General features: G+C 38.6%; 10 protein-coding genes. 3 read left to right on the top strand and 7 right to left on the bottom strand.

Annotated elements, in window-relative coordinates:
- Positions 1-15: 15 nt before the first annotated feature.
- From FQ608_RS15050 to FQ608_RS15035, 4 genes are all read right to left on the bottom strand, one after another.
- Positions 16-5145 (bottom strand): malectin domain-containing carbohydrate-binding protein, encoded by a 5130-nt coding sequence (locus FQ608_RS15050; protein WP_158859052.1) that lies wholly within the window; start codon positions 5143-5145, stop codon positions 16-18.
- A 721-nt stretch (positions 5146-5866) separates the two neighbouring features.
- Complete coding sequence (locus FQ608_RS15045; protein WP_158859051.1) at positions 5867-8278, bottom strand: right-handed parallel beta-helix repeat-containing protein; 2412 nt, start codon at positions 8276-8278, stop codon at positions 5867-5869.
- Positions 8279-8467: 189 nt separating this feature from the next.
- Entirely contained in the window at positions 8468-13096 is a 4629-nt protein-coding gene (locus FQ608_RS15040) for a malectin domain-containing carbohydrate-binding protein (RefSeq protein WP_158859050.1), read from the bottom strand.
- A gap of 455 nt (positions 13097-13551) precedes the next feature.
- Positions 13552-14361: an MOSC domain-containing protein gene (locus FQ608_RS15035; protein WP_317168928.1), complete on the bottom strand. Its 810-nt coding sequence runs from the start codon at positions 14359-14361 to the stop codon at positions 13552-13554.
- 268 nt (positions 14362-14629) lie between these two features.
- On the opposite strand from FQ608_RS15035, the gene dnaK reads away from it, so the two are divergent.
- The 3 genes from dnaK (at position 14630) to FQ608_RS15020 (ending at position 18198) form a co-directional block, all read left to right on the top strand.
- Positions 14630-16561: a molecular chaperone DnaK gene (gene dnaK / locus FQ608_RS15030; protein WP_158859049.1), complete on the top strand. Its 1932-nt coding sequence runs from the start codon at positions 14630-14632 to the stop codon at positions 16559-16561.
- A 95-nt stretch (positions 16562-16656) separates the two neighbouring features.
- Entirely contained in the window at positions 16657-17031 is a 375-nt protein-coding gene (locus FQ608_RS15025; RefSeq protein ID WP_158859048.1) for a co-chaperone GroES, read from the top strand.
- A gap of 429 nt (positions 17032-17460) precedes the next feature.
- Positions 17461-18198, top strand: a complete 738-nt coding sequence (locus tag FQ608_RS15020) for a DUF6733 family protein (RefSeq protein ID WP_158859047.1) — start codon at positions 17461-17463, stop codon at positions 18196-18198.
- A gap of 136 nt (positions 18199-18334) precedes the next feature.
- On the opposite strand, the gene hemB is transcribed toward FQ608_RS15020, so the two are convergent.
- The 3 genes from hemB to rocD all read right to left on the bottom strand — a co-directional run bounded on the left by hemB (position 18335) and on the right by rocD (position 21746).
- Positions 18335-19303 (bottom strand): porphobilinogen synthase, encoded by a 969-nt coding sequence (gene hemB, locus FQ608_RS15015; protein WP_158859046.1) that lies wholly within the window; start codon positions 19301-19303, stop codon positions 18335-18337.
- 480 nt (positions 19304-19783) lie between these two features.
- Positions 19784-20455, bottom strand: a complete 672-nt coding sequence (locus FQ608_RS15005; protein WP_158859045.1) for an HAD family hydrolase — start codon at positions 20453-20455, stop codon at positions 19784-19786.
- A gap of 13 nt (positions 20456-20468) precedes the next feature.
- On the bottom strand, positions 20469-21746 hold the full coding sequence (gene rocD, locus FQ608_RS15000; protein WP_158859044.1) for an ornithine--oxo-acid transaminase: 1278 nt from the start codon (positions 21744-21746) through the stop codon (positions 20469-20471).
- Positions 21747-21867 lie beyond the last annotated feature (121 nt).

Genomic DNA, 21867 nt, shown 5'->3' with positions numbered 1-21867 from the left:
CGATCTGCATAATGCCTACTTCGTAACCATTAATTTTTCCTTGAATTGTACACCTCGTTCGGAAACCACAGATACAATATAAACACCTTGTTTTAAATCCAACAGCGGAATACTCAATGTTCCGTTATTGAAATATATTTCACTTTGGTTATAGAATCTGACCAGCTGACCGGATGTGTCGTGTATCATAATTCTGGAATTGGGGTATTCTGAATCCAAAACTAAATTGACTTGACTTGATGCAGGATTTGGAAAGAGTTTGGCTTTCGCGTCCTTGAAATTTCCGAAATTTAAACTTTCAGATTCTGGATCGGTAAGTTCGCCATTTAATTGCCGAAGGTTGGCCATTTCTGGGCTGAATTTTTCATTACTTGGGAAAATTGCGATACCGGAAATGGCAGCGTCTGCAACAGATGAAACCAGATTTATTGTCATTTTCCCATCTTTTACTTCAATATTTTCAAAGATGAGCTCAAACTGTTTAGAATTATTTTCCACAAATAGATCTAAATTTTTCTTGACGAGTTTGCCCTCTATAAAAATATCAAAAACTCTCCGTCCAGGTCCTGTGGCGGCCACTCGATTTCCAAAATACACTTCATTGTGATAGGTAATGACTGTATATTTGCCATTTGAAACGGGAACATCATAAACTAGATTTTTTGCAAATCGCTGGGATTGAAATAACTCCTGATCACTCGCTGAAACATGTGATTCGAAGAAACTTCCGTTAAAATGCCTGTTTTGAAAATCTGATTCAAATTTGGTTCCATGAAAATCCGCATCGTTGTTACTTCCTGCATTTATATATACTCCATTTTTGGGAAGGGTATTATCCACGACCGGAGGAATATTTGCATCAACGGGAATAATTGAAATTCCTGAAATTGCTGCATGCCCTATTACCGCTAACAGCCTAATTTTCATCAAACCATTTTTTACCTCGATATCTTTATGCTCCAGTGCAATTTCTTTGTTATTGTTTACAACAAAAAGGTCAAAGTTTTTCTTTACTTCTTTATCTTGAATTGAAATCGAATAGACCCGTTTATTAGGACCTGTCGTACTTACCTTTTGCCCAAAATAGACTTCATTGTGATAGGTGACGACATTATATTTACCATTTTTTACCGGTATTTCATACACCAAGTCTTTGGCGAACCGCTGACTTTGCATCATAGTGTGGATGCTAGCTGACGCAATGCCTTCAATATATCCGGTATTGTAATATTTCCCGGTAAATTCCGATTCAAATTGAATTCCTTTGTATTCTCCTGATCTCGAATTACCGGTATTTATATGAATTGCCTCTTTAGATATAGTTTCCTTTACTTGATCATCCCCATCATTGGTTGATTCAGGCAGAATTGCAATGCCCGAAATTGCTGCGTCTGCAACAGATGAAACCAGATTTATTGTCACTTTTCCATCGTTCACTTCAACATTTTCAAATATGAGCTCAAACTGTTTAGATTTATTTTCCACAAATAGATCTAAATTTTTCTTGACGAGTTTGCCCTCTATGAAAATATCAAAAACTCTCAGACCAGGTCCTTTGGCAGGCACTCGATTTCCAAAATACACTTCATTGTGATAGGTAATTACTGTATATTTGCCATTTGAAACGGGAACGTCATAAACCAGATTTTTTGAAAATCGCTGGGATTGAAATAGCTCCTGATCACTCGCTAAAGCATGTGATTCGAAGAAGCCACCATTAAAATGGCTGTTTTGAAAATCTGATTCAAATTTGGTTCCCTGAAAATCCACATCTTTATTACTCCCTGCATTTATATATATACCATTTTTGGGAAGGGATTTCGTATTATCCACGACCGGAGGAATATTTGTATCAACTGGAATAATTGCAATTCCCGAAATTGCTGCGTGGCCTATAATTGATTCTAATTTTAAAGTCAAGTTTCCGTCTATCACCTTAATGTCTTTAAATAATAGACTAATTGGCTTATTGTTGTTTTCCACAAACAGATCGAAGTCTTTTTTTACAAGTTTGTCTTCAATTGATATATTGTAGACTCTCTTGTTAGGCCCTGTGGTGGCTACTTTATTGCCGAAGTAGACCTCATTATGAAAAGTAACTATATTATAGGTACCGTTTTTCAACGGGATATCGTAAACTAATAATTTTGCAAACCGTTGGCTTTTAAATATTGGCTCAATATTCGGAGCGTCGAAGGATTCAGTAAACCCACCTGAGTAATTTTTATTTACATATTCAGATGCGAAATTCACAGAATTGTAAATAGCATCCCTGGTGCTTCCTGTGTTTATATAAATGCCTTCTGATTTGAATTTCAAATCGCCAAACCCTACATGGGGTTCTTTGTAATTTCTCTCGGTGTCTTCGGTGGTTTTTGCCTGTGTAATATTAAGATTGATTTCCTCTGAATTAAAAGTCCGGCCATTTCCATCATTGAGAGACGCCCAAATATACTGTTCACCAGGTTGCAGGTTTTTCCAATTGATATTAAAAGGATAGGTGTTACACTTCCCAATTTCGTTCAGACCACAATAAAATGTAGCAGAAGTCATTCCGGCATTTTGGTTATTAGCAATGCCTAGCGATATTTGTACGGAGTCTTTTGTTGTTATTTTATCTATACTCTTATTAAGTGAAATCACGATTTCAGGATCCTCTGGCTTATTCTTTTCAACAGGCTTTTCTACATCCCCTGTCTTGAAAAGAGCGATTCCAGAATATGGTGCCAGCGTTACCTCACCGGTGAATTCCTTTAATTTTGCATCCACATATTTTCCTTGAAGTAATACTTTTTTGGACTGGTTTGTCGCATTAAATTCAAATAGAATCTTTTCGTCTATCCTTACCTCATTGGCTTCTACTTCAACAATCTCTAAGTCATCTATCCAATAAGTTGTGTTTGGGTTTTTAAAGGTAAGTATCAAAGCTGCGTCAGCTACATCCAGTAAGGGAGATAGTATTGTTTGATATATGGCGGTGCTTGATGTCAAATCAAAAGTTGAGATAGGGGATATGAGGTGCCAAGGTGAACCTGAATGTCGGAAATGAACACTTATTGCAGCATTTTGTGAGGCAGAGGAATTAAGTCTTATAAGGTACTTTTTTTCCTTTTTTAAATTTCCCAATTTTATAAAAGAGAAAGCATTATCATTTGCAACAATCTGCAGTGTAGGTCCATTTATTTTGTTAGGTATAACTGATGGCTGTGCCCGGGTAAAATGGATATCATTCAAACTGCCATTAAATTGGCCATTTTTGAAAAAATTTTCACCTTTTACTACAATATTTTCATATTTGGGAAAAACATTCTCATTGCTTTTTGAATTATTATCCTTTCCAAACATATTTTTGAAGCTGGATAGATTCTGACGGGTTTCGACATTGGTTCCATTTACTAATTGTCTGGTGAAAATGGAATAGGGATCTCCAAACGGACGGAAAAATACGTTGTTATCAAACGCTCCCATCTCTTTGACATCATTTTTGTGAGAAAGGAATGTGTATGAGTTTTGTAGATTTGTTTTAGCAAAATATGTATTGTTCGACATTGTCACATTTTTCACGTCGGCTCCCCTTATGTTATTGTCAAGCGTTATGCTATGGTCTGTGTCGTAGATTAAATTATCTTTGACAATAATGTTTCTCACATTCGACATTTTAACACCACTGTTTTCTGTATGGCCGATTGTATTATTTGAAATCTCAATGCCATTGGCATTGTCATCCATAAAAATTCCTTCAGCCATGCCTCGGGGATAGCTTGAGTTGTTTGGCAGCCCTCCCAGATTTCCCTTTCCATTAATAATTATATTACTGACTATCTTTCTGTTGTGAAAGGTTTTATTATTGTCACCTACATAGGTGTAGATACCACCGCCATCTCCTTTTATTAAACAAAAGTTATCAATGAAATTGTTTTTAACAATTGTGTTATTTCCACCAAACTGAATCCCTAGATAACCCGTATTGTACACTTCATTTCCCTCAATTATGGTGTTGTCGTCAAGGGCTATTATCCCATTTCCTGATCCATCGCCATTTCTAACGCCGCCGGGAAATCTCGCGGAATTTTTCACAATGTTATTTTTTATTGATGCATTCGGATTTCCGTATCGTAAATTAATACCATTGTTTAAGCAATTCTCAACATAACTATTTTCAAATGAAAGGTTTACAACGCTTCTCACGTAAATTCCGCTTTCCCCAGCAAATTTGATTTTGACTTTATTGAACTTAATGTCCCGTCCCCCGGAGATGTCAACAACATCGGAATTGGACCCTTTGAGAATCAGATTTTGAAAAGTTATATAGCTTGCACCGTATGACTTAGTCACTAAATTGTTTAGAGTGCTTACTTCAATATTGCGTCCATTAGGTGACACATTTCCGAAGAACATGCTCATTTTTTTAGAAGTAGGGTTAAAATACCATTCTCCAAACCTGTCTAATGTTGAAATATGGTTTTGAATAAAGAAACCATAGTCTTTAATTGACGGATAAGATTCATTCCCAGTGTAGGTAACTGAATTACCATTATGACTAGATATTTTATGGGTATCAATGATCCATTGATTTTTTCTGATTACGACATCTCCACCAGCCCAGTTCGGTGAGGCAGATAATTGAGCACTAGATAGTGTTTTCCCACCGCTTATTCCCGAAATTCTTAGATATCCCTCATTAATTGCGTCTGCGTTAGGGAAACGTCCCATAAAATGTGATTCACCGTCTACCAATAGAGTTTTTACTAGATTGGTATTTAAAATGGATTGGCTTTCGAATACCCCATTTCCTTTAGATGTCCATTGGGAAATTTTTTGGAACGAAGTAATTATGGGTTCTTCTCCTACCCCATATGCATCTAGGCGAATTGGACTTCCCATTACTCCGGAGGCAGTCAAATGAATTGTGCCATAAAATGAATCTCCTCTTTTGAAAAATACTCCATCACCTGGTTTAAGTGTGGAAAAGACTGCGTTTACTTTTTCTATACTTTTCCAGGGAGTTTCCGGATTTTGTGCTTGTAAAGCCGTGCGCTTGTCATCACCGATACTACTTGAAATGTAATAATCTGCTGCATACGTCAAATGGCTGATTAATATCGCCACTATGATCATCCCAAATTTTCTTCCTACACGTTTCATAACTTTGATATTTAATTTTCCCATTACCTGTTTCTTTTCGAATTACTCAAAAGTTTTAATTGAATTTTATCTAGCTAAATCTGATTTTCAAATTATTAAATTGGCATTTTGCTTTTTGAAATTAAATTTTTTGTTTTTTGTATTACTAAAAATATAATTCTAAAAAGATTTCTGTTTTCGATAAGTAGTGATATAAAAATCTCATTTACAAATTTGGGGTCGAATTATTTTACAGCATGTGACGTTGTAAAAAGCACATGATTTATTTTAAAAATACTAATTCGTATTTCGAATTATGAATTCTGTGGATGTTGGGTAAATCGAATAAAAATAAAAAATGCGAAAATTTTTGTGGAGTTCATTTAATGGAACAGCATTCAAAAGCCAAATGGAAAAGGAAGCTGTCACCTTGTTTCCATAAGTGCAGCTATTGCGACCTCAAATAGGGTAGAAGTAGATACAATGCGGATACAAGTCCTCCACGAAGACATCGTCGGGACCACACTCCTATCAAAAAGGTTAAAATAGTATAGTAAAGTGGAAACCGGAATGTCTTTGGATCAGATGGAATAGTTTTGTGCGCTCACCGTGCATTCATTTACGGTACAGTGTTTAAATGGAATATAAATCTCTTGTAAAATAAAAATTTAGTGGTAAGTAACGACGTTTAATAATGCGTTGGTTATTAAAAAATGCACTGTTCTAAGCAAAAACAAGACGACTATTTGTACAGTAAAATAGATTGAAATGGTTTGAGAACCAATGACCTATCAGTTCCTTCAGCAGGGATCACGATTTTTGACGGATCGGTAAGAAGAATCTCTGAGTCGGTAGGGTTATGGAATAGAAGAGCCTGATGTGCGGCTTCATCAACTCGGTGCGCTGTTACCTGTAAATTCGATAGACCTATATCTTTAGACGAGTCCTGTGAAAAAATCAACAATAAAATTCGATCCGCATTTTCTGTTTTACCTAAATTTACAGTATATTCCGTTTGTAAGGGAGATAACATGACCGGTTGGGTAAGAGATAAGTTCGACCATGGTCTTCCGTCAAGTCTTAAAAAAAGGTGAAGTATTTGGGTTTGTTCGGTATTCGCATTGAAAGATAGTTGATAAAGGTTATCATCGGAGATTTGGGGAAAACCAACTGCGACAGCTCCGAATGGTTTTTTAAATTGTATTTTAATTTGGCTTTCAATGCTCGAGATTTCGCTCCCATCATTAAAAATTTTGAAAGTGGAGAGGGAAATTTTCTTTGCGTCTCCCTGTTGATTTGATAGATTGTATTTCGTTTGGGTACTGGAAGGAAGTACAATTCTTATTGGAGATTCCTCTTTAATTCCAAATGCCTCAATCATCCTTAAATTCATAAAACTGGTTTCATATGAGCGGTCTGGTTGTTGCTTTTGAATTAAATAGAATAATTTTTGATTTTCGGGAGTAATATACGTATTGTTCCCAAAATTCGCCATTGTGGCATGATTGTCAATATTTGAAGCGATTGAGACTAAGTTTTGGTGATCAGAGAAAGCTGCAAATTGGTTTTCCTCAATTCGGATATTTTCAATTCTATCCCCTAGATCATCGTCTGAGAGAGCCAACTGTATATAACAGTTGGCAACTTTGTTACGGATAATTTGAATATTTCTACCATTATGGATATGAATTCCGTTACGTCTTGAGTTATTCACTGTGTTTCCTTCGACCATAATCCCGGAGGCATTATCGTCCAGATATATTCCCTCTACCTGCGGAATTGAAATATTTTTGGACATAGTTGTTCCAGAAGTTGTGCCAATTCCGTTCTCAATGATGTTTTCTTTAATTATTCTTCCGAAATTAAGCTTTTTGTTGGCTCCTTGGTAAGTGTAGATCCCACCTCCATCATTTTTTACAAGACAATAGTTATTAATATGATTTCTCTCGACGATTGTTTGGATGCCATTAAACATAATTCCTGAATATCCAATATTCGAAAGTCGGTTATTTGCAATGACGCTAAAGTCAGAAATACTGTGGATACCGACTCCATTTCCGTCTCCAGACTTTCCCATTCCAAAAAATGGGTGGATGTCAGTTATGTTATTATCAGCTATTATGGAGTTTGGGGTACCGTATCTGAAGAAAACCCCACTGTTCAAGGCGGTAACAACGTTGTTGTTCACAAATTTAAGGTTAGGAACATCCACTGCATACACGGCATTCTCTCCCGCATATTCAATTGTGCAATTGCTGATCTCAATATTGAAAGCTTTTTCTAAAGAAATAGCATCTTTATTAGCTCCGGAAAAACATAAATTCTGGATCTTTACATGTTGAACCCCACCTTGATTAGTCAGCAAATTCTCTTGGGAACCAATTTTTATATCTTTTGAGCCAGGTTGGCCTTCTGCTAGAAAAATATAAAAATTTGACGTTTTGTCATCAAAATACCATTCACCATCCTCATCAAGTGTGTTTATATGATCTTGTATAAACAACCCATATCCCGATTTTGGCGGATATCGCATATTATTTTCTAATCTGATTCCATCTGCACGGTACTCCAGAGGAGAAACTTTATCTATAATCCATTGATTTTTCCGAATAACAAACGTTGCCGATTCCCACGCTTTTGGATTAATGTGTGAAGGTAATTCAATCAGGCCATTTTCATTGACGTTGTAGTTCACGAATGCATTATTGGGATACCTTCCTTTCTCTTTGATTTTATTTTCTATGCTTACTAAGTTGAGCAAGGTATTTCTATCTAATTCCGATGACCAGATACCTGGTTTCTCATGCTTTGTCCATTTCTTAATCTTTTTCCAACCACTAATAACAGGGCTGTGGCCCTCTCCATAGGAGGAAACTACTATTTTGCTTTGGTTGGTACCAGAGCTGCTCAAAACCAATGAACCTTCGAAAACATCTCCTCTTTTTAGCAATACACTGTCTCCAGGTTTCAAACTCCCGAAATAGGAGTTGATTTTCGCCAATGATTTCCAAGGTGTTTGTGTTTGTGTCGCTTGTTGTTGAGTATTTTCATCGTTACCATCTGATGAAGAAACATAATAATTAGCTGACTTTAATTCGCTCAAATTGGTAAATCCAATAAAAAGTACAACTGTAATAAACTTTGATGTTATCATAAAGCCGAAATATAAAACCAAACCAACGATTTTTTACATAGTAATATCTTGCCAATAGCAGTCAAGTTAAAAAAAATAATTATAGCAAAACAAGGTTAAGGTAGAAATTCCCGATGTAGATAAAAAAAAAGAAGGCACTCCACTATGTGGAGCGCCTTCTACAATGAATTATAGTTGAATTAGTAATTACTATTTAACTATAAATTTCTCTTTTTCAAACCTACCATTTAGGTCATGTATTGAGATAAAATAGATTCCAGAATTAAACCCGCTTAGCGGGATTTTTATCTCACCATAATTGGCTGTTTCCTCTGAGATTTCTTGAGTCAACAAATTTTGTCCCATAGAATTATGGATATATAACGTCACTCCCTCGGATTCTCTGCCGATTTTTATATTAATCTCGTCAATTGCGGGATTAGGATAGAGGACAATTCGGCTACCGGTCGCAGGAACGTCAAAGTTCCTGCTTCCTTCAATCGGTTGTGTTTCGCCGGCCTGCCTAAGATTTGCGGAACTTTGGAAATTAGAAACTGATGGGAAAATGGCTAAACCGGAGATGGCAGCGTGACCAACACTAGCGTTGAGCGCAAAATTTAATATTCCATCATTCACTGAAATGTTTTCAAAGATTAGTTCTATAGGTTGACCATTTTTTTCTAAATGCATATCCATGTTCGATTTTACTCGCCTACCCTCAATTTCTATATTGAAAACCCTTTGGCCGGGTCGTTTTGGAGGCCTTCCAGCTCCGTTTCCAAAATAAACCTCGTTATGGTAGGAAACAACCGTGTAAAGACCATTCGGGACTGGAACATCATAGCTGAGTGAATTTGCAAACCTTTGAGACCTTAATAATTCATGCGAACTGGCGGAGTTGCTTTGCTCAAAAAATCCCCCGCTAAAGTATGGTTTATCGAAATCAGACACAAAGTTTGTACCCGAAAAGGAGGTATTCGATGTACTTCCGGCGTTAATATAAATTCCGTTCGCTGGAAATTTGGAATTAATATTGGATTTATTGTTTGGATTTGAACTGCTACCGCCAGCAAGAATCTCAAATCCGGAAATAGCTGCGTGTCCTACCCTTGCAGACAGGTCTAGCGATAAGATGCCATTTGTTACTACAATGTTGTCAAATGTCAGCACCAGCGCCTGATTTTTGGACTCAACGAATAAATCCATATTTGTTTTAACGGTAAGCCCTTGTAAAGAAATATCGAATATTCGAAGGTTTGGTCCATTTACTCCAGAAATGTTGCCAAAATACACTTCATTATGATAGGTTTTGACGGTGTAGGTGCCGTTTTCGATTGGAACTCTATAGCCAATTTGCTTACCAAACCGTTGACTTTGTAGCATAGGCTCCGAGTGTGCAGAAGAAGTTTCTTCAAAAAACCCTGTATCAAAAAATCTACTTCTGAATTCCGATTCGAATGTTGAACTGAGGTATTTGGCATCTCGCGTACTCCCTGTATTGATCTGGTATACGACTTGAGTGTTTTTACTAGGCTCGGAGACAACGGGAGGAACGGGAGGCAGTGGTGTGCTTGTATCCGACGGTATAATTGCAATACCTGAAATAGCTGCATCTCCTCGTGTAGCGACTATTTGTATAGTCAAAACTCCGTCTTTAACCTCAACATTGTTGAAGCTCAATTCCCCATTTCCATTTGGAAACGCTACGGCTATGTCTAGATTGTTTTTAACAACTTTGCCTTCTATACTGATGTCGAAGACACGAAGATTTGGTCCGCGAAGTGGGACTGAATGGCCGAAATAAACTTCATTGTGAAATGTTTTTACTTGATATCGTCCATTCGGTACAGGTATTTCATATCGGAAATTCTTTCCAAATCTTTGACTTTGCATAACCGGCTCAGAACTTGACCTACTGTTTGACTCCGTGTTTCCACCGATGAAATATCTATCCTTGAATTCAGAGTCGAACAAGTTTCCTTTATATGTAGCAGCTGAGTTGGAACCTGTATTGATATAGATTGCGTCGGTAAGTTCCTTTTCGGTAGTTCCTTCATCAGGTATGCCATCATTGCCTACTATCGATAGCTTTGTGGAAACAATTTTTGAATCGTAGGCTAAATCAGACTGCAGCTGTACAGATGCTTTTAGAGTGAGATCACCAGCAGGGGGATTTTCCCATTGAAAATTGTAAGGGGAGCTTGCAGATCGACCGATGATTTGGGTTCCATTGTAAAATATAACTTCCTTGATATTATTCCCATTGGCGTTTACGGCTGTGGTAATGGAAAGTTTTTGTCCACTTTCTAGGGAAGAGGTAGCCGCAGTTGGAGATGTAATGCTTATCGTGGGAGGACTTATTGACTCCTTTGGAATATCACTTGAAGTTTTGAAAAGTACTACCGACTGGTACGGTGGTATAGCAACAGTTCCTGAAAAACTCTGGCCTTTTGCATCTACGTATGAACCATCCAACGTAATGCGTTTCTCGGTTTTAGATTTGTTATATTCAAACAAAATCCGATCCTCAGGCTTTGTTTCGATGATGTTGCTTTGTCTAACATCTAGGTCCTCTAGCCAATATTCGAAGTTTGACTCATCCGAAACAATTAGTAAGGCAGCATTTTCAACGTTATCATAAGGCTTAAGTAGTACAGATATTTCTTGGTTGTTTGCGTTTAGCTCTATTGCTGTCGATGGGGAGGCTACTTGCCAAGGATTGCCGGTTTGCCGTAAAAATACTCTTATAGTACCGTTTTTATTTGATCGGGCTCTAAGTTTTGCAACATAATTTTGATTCTTTCTAACAGCTCCAAGTGGTATAAGTACAGTTGATGATGATGGCGACTGAACTTTAAGCGACCCTTGACTCAATTGGCCTCTTGTCCAACTTGACTGGCAATCGGCGCAAGTAACGCCAACAACGTTTGAAAGAAAATTGCCATTTTTAAATAAATTGTCGCCGATAGAATTGACAACTTTAAAATATTCAAACGGGCGGATGACCTCTTTGGACGTATGATCCTTATTATAGCCGTTTTTCCACCCATTCAGATTCAGCGTTTTTTGTACATAGGAGGAGCCATTACGATATCTCACAAACATGTGAAACGGATCTCCAAACGGCTTGAAAAAATAGTTTTGGTTCACGTTGCCTATTTGTGCGATACTGTTTTTGTTGAAAATAAACGAATAGGACTGTTGATACTGTTCTTTCGGGAAAACGATGTTTTTTTGGATTGTAAGTGACCTTACATCACCGCCATTTTCGCTATCTGCTATCGCTAGGCCTTTATCATTGTTGTAAATCGTATTGTTTTCAACAACTAAATTATTGACATTATTCAATTTTATTCCGGTATCTCCCATACCAGCAATCGTGTTGTTAGTCACGATGACATTGCTTACGTTGTCATCCAAAAAAATTCCATGGGACTGGCTGATCTTTCTTAGGAATAAAGAGAAAACTCCATCAGACGCTCCTTCACTACCATTTATAATAATGTTGTCGACTATTTTCTGTTCGCGCCCTTTAGAGGCAGTCACGGCACCGTAGCTGTAAATCCCTCCGCCATCACCTTTGTGTAGACAAAAATTATCGACGAAATTGTTAGAAACTACTGTTGAATTACCCCCAAAATGAATTCCCAAATATCCGGTGTTTATTATTTCGTTGTACTCAATTTTTATATTGTCGTCTATGGCATGAATACCCAACCCCGCTCCATCGCCACTTTGCATTGAACCTTGGAATAATGCCGTATTCGTGATTTTGTTATTTAAAATGTGGGCACCGACAGCCCCATACCTTAAACTTATACCATTACTGCTGCTGTAATCAATTTCATTACCGTTTATTTTTAGCTCTAATATACTTAACGAGTAAATCCCGCTAATCCCAGAAAACTCAATTTTATTGTTCAATAGGGTTACATTTCTACCGCCAGCTATGTCTATTGCGTTTTTGTTTGCCCCTTTAAAGTTAAGATTATCTATTTGAAAATTACTCGCACCGTAGCCTTTCACGAATAAATTATCCCGACTCGGTATTTGAACATTGAAATTGTCTGGTGAGTTGGATCCAAAAAAAACATATAGTTTTTTGTTGGATTTGTTGTACATCCATTCTCCAAACCTATCAAGTGTGTTTATGTGGTTTTGGACAAAAAAACCATAAATCAAGGACGGCATATATTTACTGTCACCGGAAAAAGAAATGGTGTTTCCTGAATGAGAGGAAATTGGATGCCGATCAGTGATCCATTGGTTTTTTCGGATCACAACCTCTCCCCCATTAAAGTTTGGAGCCCCAGACAGTTCGCTACTAGTTACAGATCTATTTCCACTGGCAGAATTAATACGTAAATACCCTCCGTTGAATTGATCTCGGTTGGGATATCGGCCCCTTTCCTGTTGCTTCCCGTTTAATATCATCAGCTCGATCTCTGACATATTAAAACTCTGATTTGATTCATATATTCCATTGCCCAATGCCCTCCATCCTTGTACTCTAATTAGAGAAGTAATGACTGGAGCAGGACCACTTCCATAAGCGGAAAATTTGATTGGATTTGTAGCCGATCCTGAAGAATTAAAATTTATTGTTCCAGAAAATTCCTCACCCCGACGAAAGTACACTACATCGCCAGGCTGTAATATTCGCATGATGGAATTTAGCTTATCAATAGACCTCCAAGGTGTATTCATGTTCTGAGCCTCGGAATTGGATCTAGAATCATTGCCTGTGGAGGATGAAAAATAATAGGATGCTCCGTATGTAGAGGTGAATAGGCAAAATAATAGCAATAAGAATAAGGTTGACTTTAACGTTGGTTTCATGAAATTAAGCGTTAGAATTCAATGATGTGGATGGTTTTGTCTTTTAGTAACTTATAGGCCTTGTTTTGTAACCAAAAAAATAAATTTAGTGCAACTTTTTTTGGTGCTTTTACGTATTTAGGCTGGAAATCATCAAAATGAATAGTACAAATGGGCGATTGCGTGTGAATTTTAGTTTATGACTAATAGGGTGATTGGCCAATTTTTTTTGTGAAACTTTTCTCAATATTTCACAAAAATTGATTTTAAAACCAAAATTACGCCTGTAATATTAAAGAAAAAGTATTTCATATACTAATAGGGTCAGCCTCAAAAAGTTGAGACTTTCGACTGATAAAACATGATTACTGATCGAAATATAAATATATCGTGAATTAGTTTATAAATAGTATGTGGACTTTTTATAATTTGCACAAAAAAAAAGCATTTGTTTAATTTAAAATGCCATTAATTCCCTAATTTTTTTTTTGAATTATTTCCACGACTTCATTTTGTCGGATCATTCCAAAATTTATGGGAACCATATTTTGGCCAAAATAAATTTTATTGCCGTTTTTACGAAATTTAGAAAGTGTGCGCAATGGTTCTTTCCCAATTTCCCCGGTATCCTGGTCTACTGTTGTCATGACACATCGTGCGCAGGGTTTGACGATTTTAAACCGAACGCCACCCACTTGAATGAGATCCCATTGATCTTCCTCAAAAGGTTCTGTGCCGGTAACGACTAAATTGGGACGAAACCGGTCCATCGTGAGCTGCTTTTTTAGCCTGCTATTCAGATCGTCTAAAGATGCCTGTGATATAAGCAGGTAGGGCATGGAATCCGCAAAACTGACAGATTCATCAGAGACGGCATATTTTTCTTCAATAGGTCGGATTACTGACTCAGGCATGTGCACGAGCTCACAGGGTATTTGTAGCTTTTGTTGGATCCACTTGCTGATGGTAGGATCAATCAAAAAAGCATTTACATGCGCATCCCAAATCCTGACTTTTTTGATGAAGTTGGAGTGTGGAATTATTGGCAAGGTAATTTTGTCTGTAGGGTTGTGTTTGTCTTTCACCTGAAATTCACCGTTATTCAATTCGACCGCAAGCGTAGCCATTTTGGGATGGGTCCGCTGACTTAAAAAATTTCCATCCAGGTCCACTAGCATCCACCTGCGGTCGTGTTCCAGTCCCGGCTTACACACTAGAGATTCATTCATTCGTATTCCGCCAAAAGATTTTATCGGATATACAAAAATATCAGTCAGTTTGATCATGAGATATTCTTTGGGATAAATTTCTACTAATTGAATTCAATGGATGCGCCTATAAGTGTCATTAAAAGACGCCTACTAGGCATTAGATTTTTTGTGGAAATCGTTCAGAATTGGCAAAATTACCAATTCTCCCTGTCATTAATAGCTTGATAATGTCAAAAATTCTGACAATCTGACATAATATTTGGTCTAGTTTTACTTGGCACATTGGTTGATAATAGTCTTTATCGATAAGAAAACGTAACTAAAATTTAAAATTCATATAATTATGGGAAAAATTATTGGTATTGATTTGGGTACAACCAACTCGTGTGTTGCCGTAATGGAAGGGAGTGAACCCGTAGTAATTCAAAACAGTGAAGGTAGGAGGACGACACCCTCTATTGTGGCGTTTTTGGACAACGGAAACGGTGAGCGGAAAGTGGGTGACCCAGCCAAGCGACAGGCTATTACCAACCCTACGAATACAGTGTCCTCCGTAAAGCGCTTTATGGGAAAAAATTTCTCTGAAGTAACCGCTGAAAAAAAGCATATATCTTACAAAGTAGATAAAGGCTCTAATGATACCGTTGTGGTAAAAATTGGGGATAGAAGCTATACCCCACAAGAAATTTCAGCCATGATTCTTCAGAAAATGAAATCTACCGCTGAAGATTTCTTGGGACATGAGGTTACAGAGGCAGTCATCACTGTGCCGGCATATTTCAATGATGCAGAGCGTCAGGCAACTAAGGAAGCCGGTCAAATTGCCGGGTTGGATGTGAAGAGAATCATTAATGAGCCTACAGCAGCAGCCTTGGCTTATGGATTGGACAAGAAAAACCGTGATATGAAAATTGCGGTATATGACTTGGGTGGAGGTACATTTGATATTTCCGTTCTAGAGCTTGGAGACGGGGTATTTGAAGTGAAGTCTACCAATGGAGATGTCCATTTGGGAGGTGATGACTTTGACCAAGTGATTATCAATTGGCTGGCTGACGAATTTAAGGCTGAAGAACAACTGGACCTTAGAAATGATCCGATGGCACTTCAACGACTTAAAGAGGCTTCGGAAAAGGCTAAGATTGAACTGTCCAGTTCAAACAGTACTGAAATCAACTTGCCCTATATTACCGCAACCCAATCAGGCCCAAAACATTTAGTAAGAACACTTTCAAGATCTAAATTTGAGCAGCTTGCCGAATCTTTGATCAGAAGGTCTTTGGAACCTGTTAAAAAGGCAATGCAGGATTCGGGATTGTCTCCATCTGATATTGATGAGGTAATCCTGGTTGGTGGATCCACCCGAATTCCTAAAATACAGGAAGAAGTAGAGAAATTCTTTGGTAAAAAGCCTTCGAAGGGAGTGAATCCAGATGAGGTTGTTGCTATAGGAGCAGCGATCCAAGGTGGTGTCCTAACCGGTGAGGTGAAAGACGTACTCTTATTAGATGTCACTCCACTTTCTTTGGGTATAGAGACCATGGGAGGTGTGATGACGAAATTGATCGAATCTAATACGACCATACCAACCAAGAAGTCAGAGGTTTTTTCTACGGCAGCAGACAGTCAACCCGCAGTGGATATCCATGTGTTGCAAGGTGAGAGATCCATGGCAAAGGACAACCGTAGTATCGGTAGGTTCCAGTTGACGGATATTCCCCCCGCAGCTAGAGGGGTTCCCCAAATTGAGGTTACCTTCGATATCGATGCAAATGGTATCCTAAGCGTTTCTGCTAAGGATAAGGGTACAGGCAAAGAACAGAAAATTAAAATCGAAGCCTCATCTGGACTTTCTCAGGAAGAGATAGACCGAATGAAGAAAGAAGCAGAAGCCAACGCTGCAACTGATAAGGCAGAGAAAGAAAGAATTGACAAAGTCAATCAGGCGGATGGTCAAATCTTCCAAACAGAAAAGCAGCTTAAGGAATACGGCGATAAGCTATCTGAAGGAAATAAGACTGCTATTAATGCCGCTTTGGAAACATTGAAGTCAGCTCATCAATCACAGGATTTGGCTGGAATCGATGCTGCCCTCGAAGGCTTGACTGCCGCTTGGGCAGCTGCCTCCCAAGAAATCTATAGTGCATCCCAAGGGGAGCCTGGAGCGCAAGCCGGAGGTCCTGGACCAGAAGCGTCAGGCGATGGTGCTTCCTCCCCAGGCGACGGAGTCTCAGATGTGGACTATGAGGAAGTCAATGAAGAGGATAAAAAATAATCGTCTTTTTCAGGAAAATAAAGATATGGCGTCCCTTACAAGGGATGCCTTTCTTTTTGCCCCTCAGTATTAAAAAATATATAGATATCTATACCATGCAAATCACGTCTGAAAATAAACTGAGAAAATTAATTATCGTTGGTGATAGATTACTGATAAAGCTAAAAAAGCCCAATCATAAAACCTCTGGCGGACTCTACCTTCCTCCGGGAGTACAGGAAAAGGAAAAAGTCCAGCAGGGTTACATTATAAAAGCTGGGCCTGGGTATCCGATCCCATTACCTGTTGAAGATAATGAGCCTTGGAAAGACCAAAATGAAAACATCAAATATATACCCTTGCAGGCAAAGGAAGGAGATTTGGCAGTCTTCTTACTTAATGGCGCGTACGAAGTTATTTTCGAAGGAGAAAAGTATTATATCGTTCCCCAAAATGCCATTTTAATGCTAGAACGCGAAGAAGATCTGTAAGTTCTATTTTACGACCAACTGATATAGTTTAACGCCACTCGGAATTTTCCGAGTGGCTTTTTTATGCGATTTTATGTAGAAATTGATTTTATGTCAAAAAGTAGTTTTTACTACCTCTTACTCAGAAATTTAAAATATTTTTTTAAAACAGAAAAAATAAGAATAAAATTCTGTTAAATGTATATTTAATGATTTAAAAATTAGATAAATAAATCTATAGGTGTAAATTTCTGATTAAAGAAATGCCTATAAATATTTAAAATTCAGTCATAATGTTAGTTTAAGGTAAAAAAATAAACTAAAAATACGTAATACTTTGTAAAATCGATAAATATGCATTATTATTGAGCTATTAAATAAACTATAGTTAATTACAAATAAAATTTTGAATCAAGTGATCTTTTAAAAACAACCTAAATCAATTAAAAAATGAGAAAAATTGACAATTTAGCATTTTCAAAGGTAGCAGTGGTATTAACCATGATCTGCTTACTAGCGGCTTCCCCCGCGTTTTCCCAAACAGATGACAAGTTTGACTTCACAGTGACGTTAAACTCGGATCAGTTCTTTGGTTTTTATCCATACTTTACAGGCTCCTACAGTTTAAATGAAACTTCTGCTTTTACCTTTTACGGCATCCTATGGTCAGGTGGAACAGCCGGCGCTTGGGGTAACTGGACAGAGTTTGGTGTGGGTATGGATTTTACAGTAGCCGATGGGGTTAACATCAACCCTTCCATAGGAATATTGAACGGTACCCTGCTATCTTCTGGTGCGGCTAGATCTGCTGGAATATTTGGAGAAGGTGTTGTTCCAAATATTGTAGTTGGACTAGACAAGGAGAAAGTGGAAGGAGAATTTTACTTGGGATATTATACGCCAATACGGGATGAGGCACCAGCCGGTGGATCGACAAATGCCTATCTTCACTATTGGGCAAACTTTGGGGTAAAGGCATCTAGCTTCTTTTCATTAGGGGTGCATTATGAGCAACTGGACCTTGCTGGCGGTTCAAATGTTACCACAAGTACACTTTATCAGTGGCTTGGCCCCTACGTTCAATTTTCAGACCCTAACGGAAGAGCATTTGCAAGATTTGCAGGTGGAGGAGATCTAGTCGAAGGGAATGATTCCTTCTTTAAATTGACGACTGGTTTTAATTTCTAAACCTCTCATTTAAAAAATACCATTACACAAAAAAAAGCTGCTTTAGAATTTCTAAAGCAGCTTTTTTATTTATAAATCCTTCGCTGATATACGGATGTATTTGGCGGTGTCAGATTTAAGACATATCAAACCGGCCCTACTTCACAAGAGAGGCAAACTCCTTGGCAAAATAACTTAAAATGACATTCGCTCCAGCCCGCTTGATGCTAAGTAAACTTTCCAGCATGGCGCGTTCACCATCTAACCACCCCCTTTGTGCGGAGGCTTTTATCATGGCATACTCACCGCTGACATTGTAGGCAGCTATGGGTACTTGGTAATTGTCTTTCAGAAGCTTGATTATATCCAAATAGGCCAAAGCAGGCTTCACCATCAAAAAGTCCGCACCTTCCTCCACATCCAAATCCGCCTCGATTAGTGCTTCCGAAGCATTGGCAGGATCCATCTGATAGGTTTTTTTGTCGCCCAACTTGGGTGCCGAATCCAATGCATCTCTAAATGGGTTATAAAATGCACTGGCATACTTAGCGGTATAGGACATAATGGATACTTCCTGAAATCCATTGGCATCCAACACATTTCTAAGAAATCCAACCCTTCCATCCATCATGTCAGAAGGCCCGATAATATCCGCTCCAGCCCTGGCCTGCGCCAAAGTCATTTTTCCCAAGATCTCCAACGTCTCATCATTGAGAATCTTTCCATCCTGAACCAGCCCGTCATGTCCGTCCGAACTGTAGGGGTCCATAGCCACATCGGTCATAACGCAGGCCTCTGGGAAATTTCTTTTTATAGCCTCAATGGTTTTGAGGTAGAAAGTTTCCGGATTGTAGCTTTCTGTTGCTGTTTTGTCTTTTTTGTTTTCAGGATATGCGGGAAAGATATCAAAGGCCATAATCCCCAAATTCATGCACGACTCTATCTCTTTTATCATCAAATCAGAGGAGTAACGAAAGATCCCAGGCATAGAAGACACCTCCACTTTTTGGTTGTTTCCCTCAATCAGAAATAGAGGAAGAATAAAATCTTTTACCGAAAGCCGGGTTTCCTCCACCATTCCTCGTATTACAGGGGATTTTCTATTTCTTCTTGGTCTTCTCATCATAATCGTTAACGTCTTGTGTGTGATTTGTGAATCAGTTAATCCCCAAAATTACCAAAATACTGCAAGAACTTCCTTAAGATTTGAAAATCAAAAATTGACCTGTGCCTGAAGACGAAGCAAACCCCCTTGTTGTCTGTTTGATGGATTTAATGAGTTTTCGACCGTTCGGTCTGATAAGGTATACATCGCAACCAGCTCAAACGCGCTATGGGGCTGCCATTCAATTCCAAATTCCAGTTCTTTCACCCGGTGTTTTATGGCGTCAAATTCATGTTTTTTACCCCCATTGTAATAGTAATACAGCGGTGCAATATTATCGGTAAGTGCGTTGAAAAAGCCTGAAAGAATAGTTTCAATTTATTATCAAAAAACGGATAACAAGACGTACAAATTAGCGTCTTCTCCTTAAATGTTATGAAAAAGCCCCCCCTCAATTACTGGGAAGGCCTTTCTAATGTAACGGATTTGTTAAGCCCTGAATTATGGAAAGGTTTTTTCCCGTAAGATTTCTTGGACGATAGACACCTCAATATTCACATAATTTTCAATATAGTAATTGCATGGAGGTAATTCTTCTTTGGTATGGGAAGACAATACTCCCACCACCCGCATGCCGGCGTTCAGAGCGGCAGAAACTCCAGAGTAAGAATCCTCAAATACTATGCATTGAGATGGTGAGACGCCAAGGTTGGAGGCAGATGTTAAATATACCTCAGGATCTGGCTTATGTCTCTTGACATTTTCACTTGCTAAGATCGATTCCATTTTTGATTCAAACCCGAGTCTTCCCATGATCAGTTCCAAATTGGCAAATGGTGCCGAGGTTGCAACCCCGGTCTTGAAGCCAAGTTCTTTCAGAGACTTCAGAAACGGAAGAAATCCGGAAATAGGAGTGATGGCCTCTTTGTAAATTTCCCGAAAGAGCCCCTCTTTTTCATCTTCTAGTGCGACGAATTCGTCTCCCACAATTTCCCGCCCTAAAAAATGACTGAAAATGTATTTGTTGCTTTTTCCATACATATGTTTGGCATATTCATCCTCCGTAGGGTTAAGGTTTCTCTTTGCAAAGAACACTTGGAATGCTTTGGAATGGAATGGATTGGTGTGGCATATAACACCATCCATATCAAAAATTACAGCTTGTTGACTCATTATATAGATGTGATTATTTTTTAAAATTTAAAATGGTTTCTTCAATGATGTCGCAGCAAGTATGAAGTTCCTCTTCCGTAATCACAAGTGGCGGGGCAAAGCGAATAATGTTTCCGTGTGTGGGTTTGGCCAAAAGTCCATTGTCTTTCATGGCGACACATATATCCCAAGCCACACTACTTTCAGCCGACGTATTAATAACAAGTGCATTAAGCAATCCTTTCCCTCTTACCAAAGAAACCAAATCTGACTTCTTTACTAATGTCATCATTCGTTCTCTGAATATGCGTCCAAGTCGGCGCGCATTATAGGCGAGTTGTTCATCCAGAACCACCTCCAAGGCAGTCACGGCTATTTTTGCCCCCAATGGATTCCCGCCAAATGTGGATCCGTGTTGACCCGGTTTAATGAGTTCCATTATTGGATTGTCCGCCAAAACTGCCGAAACCGGGAAGAAACCACCTGAGAGTGCCTTTCCCAGGATTAGGATATCCGGCCTTGTGTAAGTAGACTGCTTTTCACAATGTCCCTCACAGGTACAGTCACCGCATACTGCCAGCAGCGATCCGGTTCTGGCAATTCCAGTTTGAATTTCATCTGCCATCAACAGTACATTTTTCTTACGGCAGGCGGACGCTGCTTTGGGGATATAGTCTATTTCGGGAGTATAGACACCTGCCTCTCCTTGAATCGGTTCGATTAAAAAACCCACCACATTGGGGTTATCCTCCAATGCTTTTTCCAATGCGGGAATGTCATCAAAGGGTATTCGGACAAATCCGGGAGTAAAAGGCCCGAAGCTTTGCCGTGCGTTGGCATCATTGGAAAAAGATATTACAGTGGTGGTTCGCCCATGGAAATTATTTTCCGCCACAATAATAGTTGCCTCGTTTTCAGCAATCCCTTTTTTTTCATATCCCCACTTTCGGGCAATTTTAATTGCTGTCTCTACGGCTTCCACGCCGGTGTTCATAGGAAGCACCTTATCAAATCCAAAATATTCGGTGATGAATTTTTCGTAGGGGCCCAGTACGTCATTGAAAAAGGCCCGTGAGGTTAAGGTGAGTGTACTTGCTTGCTGAATCAGTGTGGCTAAGATTCTTGGGTGGCAATGCCCTTGGTTAACTGCTGAATAGGCAGAAAGAAAATCAAAATATCTCTTTCCTTCCACGTCCCAGAGGTAGACACCTTCACCTCTTGCGAGGACTACCGGGAGGGGGTGGTAATTATGCGCACCGTATTTATCTTCTAGGGCTATTGCTTCTTCACTTCTAGCTATCAATTCTGACATATTTCGTTTTTTATTATGGTATATTGCGGTTCTTACCGCACGCAGGTCGTTGGGTTACCACAAAGATAGTTAATGCACCGTGGAATACAGAATTGAAACCAAAAAGATGAAATACAAGGAA

It is taken from the genome of Lunatibacter salilacus (genome assembly GCF_009797935.1).
Lineage (GTDB): Bacteria > Bacteroidota > Bacteroidia > Cytophagales > Cyclobacteriaceae > Lunatibacter > Lunatibacter salilacus.
This window is presented reverse-complemented; position numbering and strand designations above follow the sequence as displayed.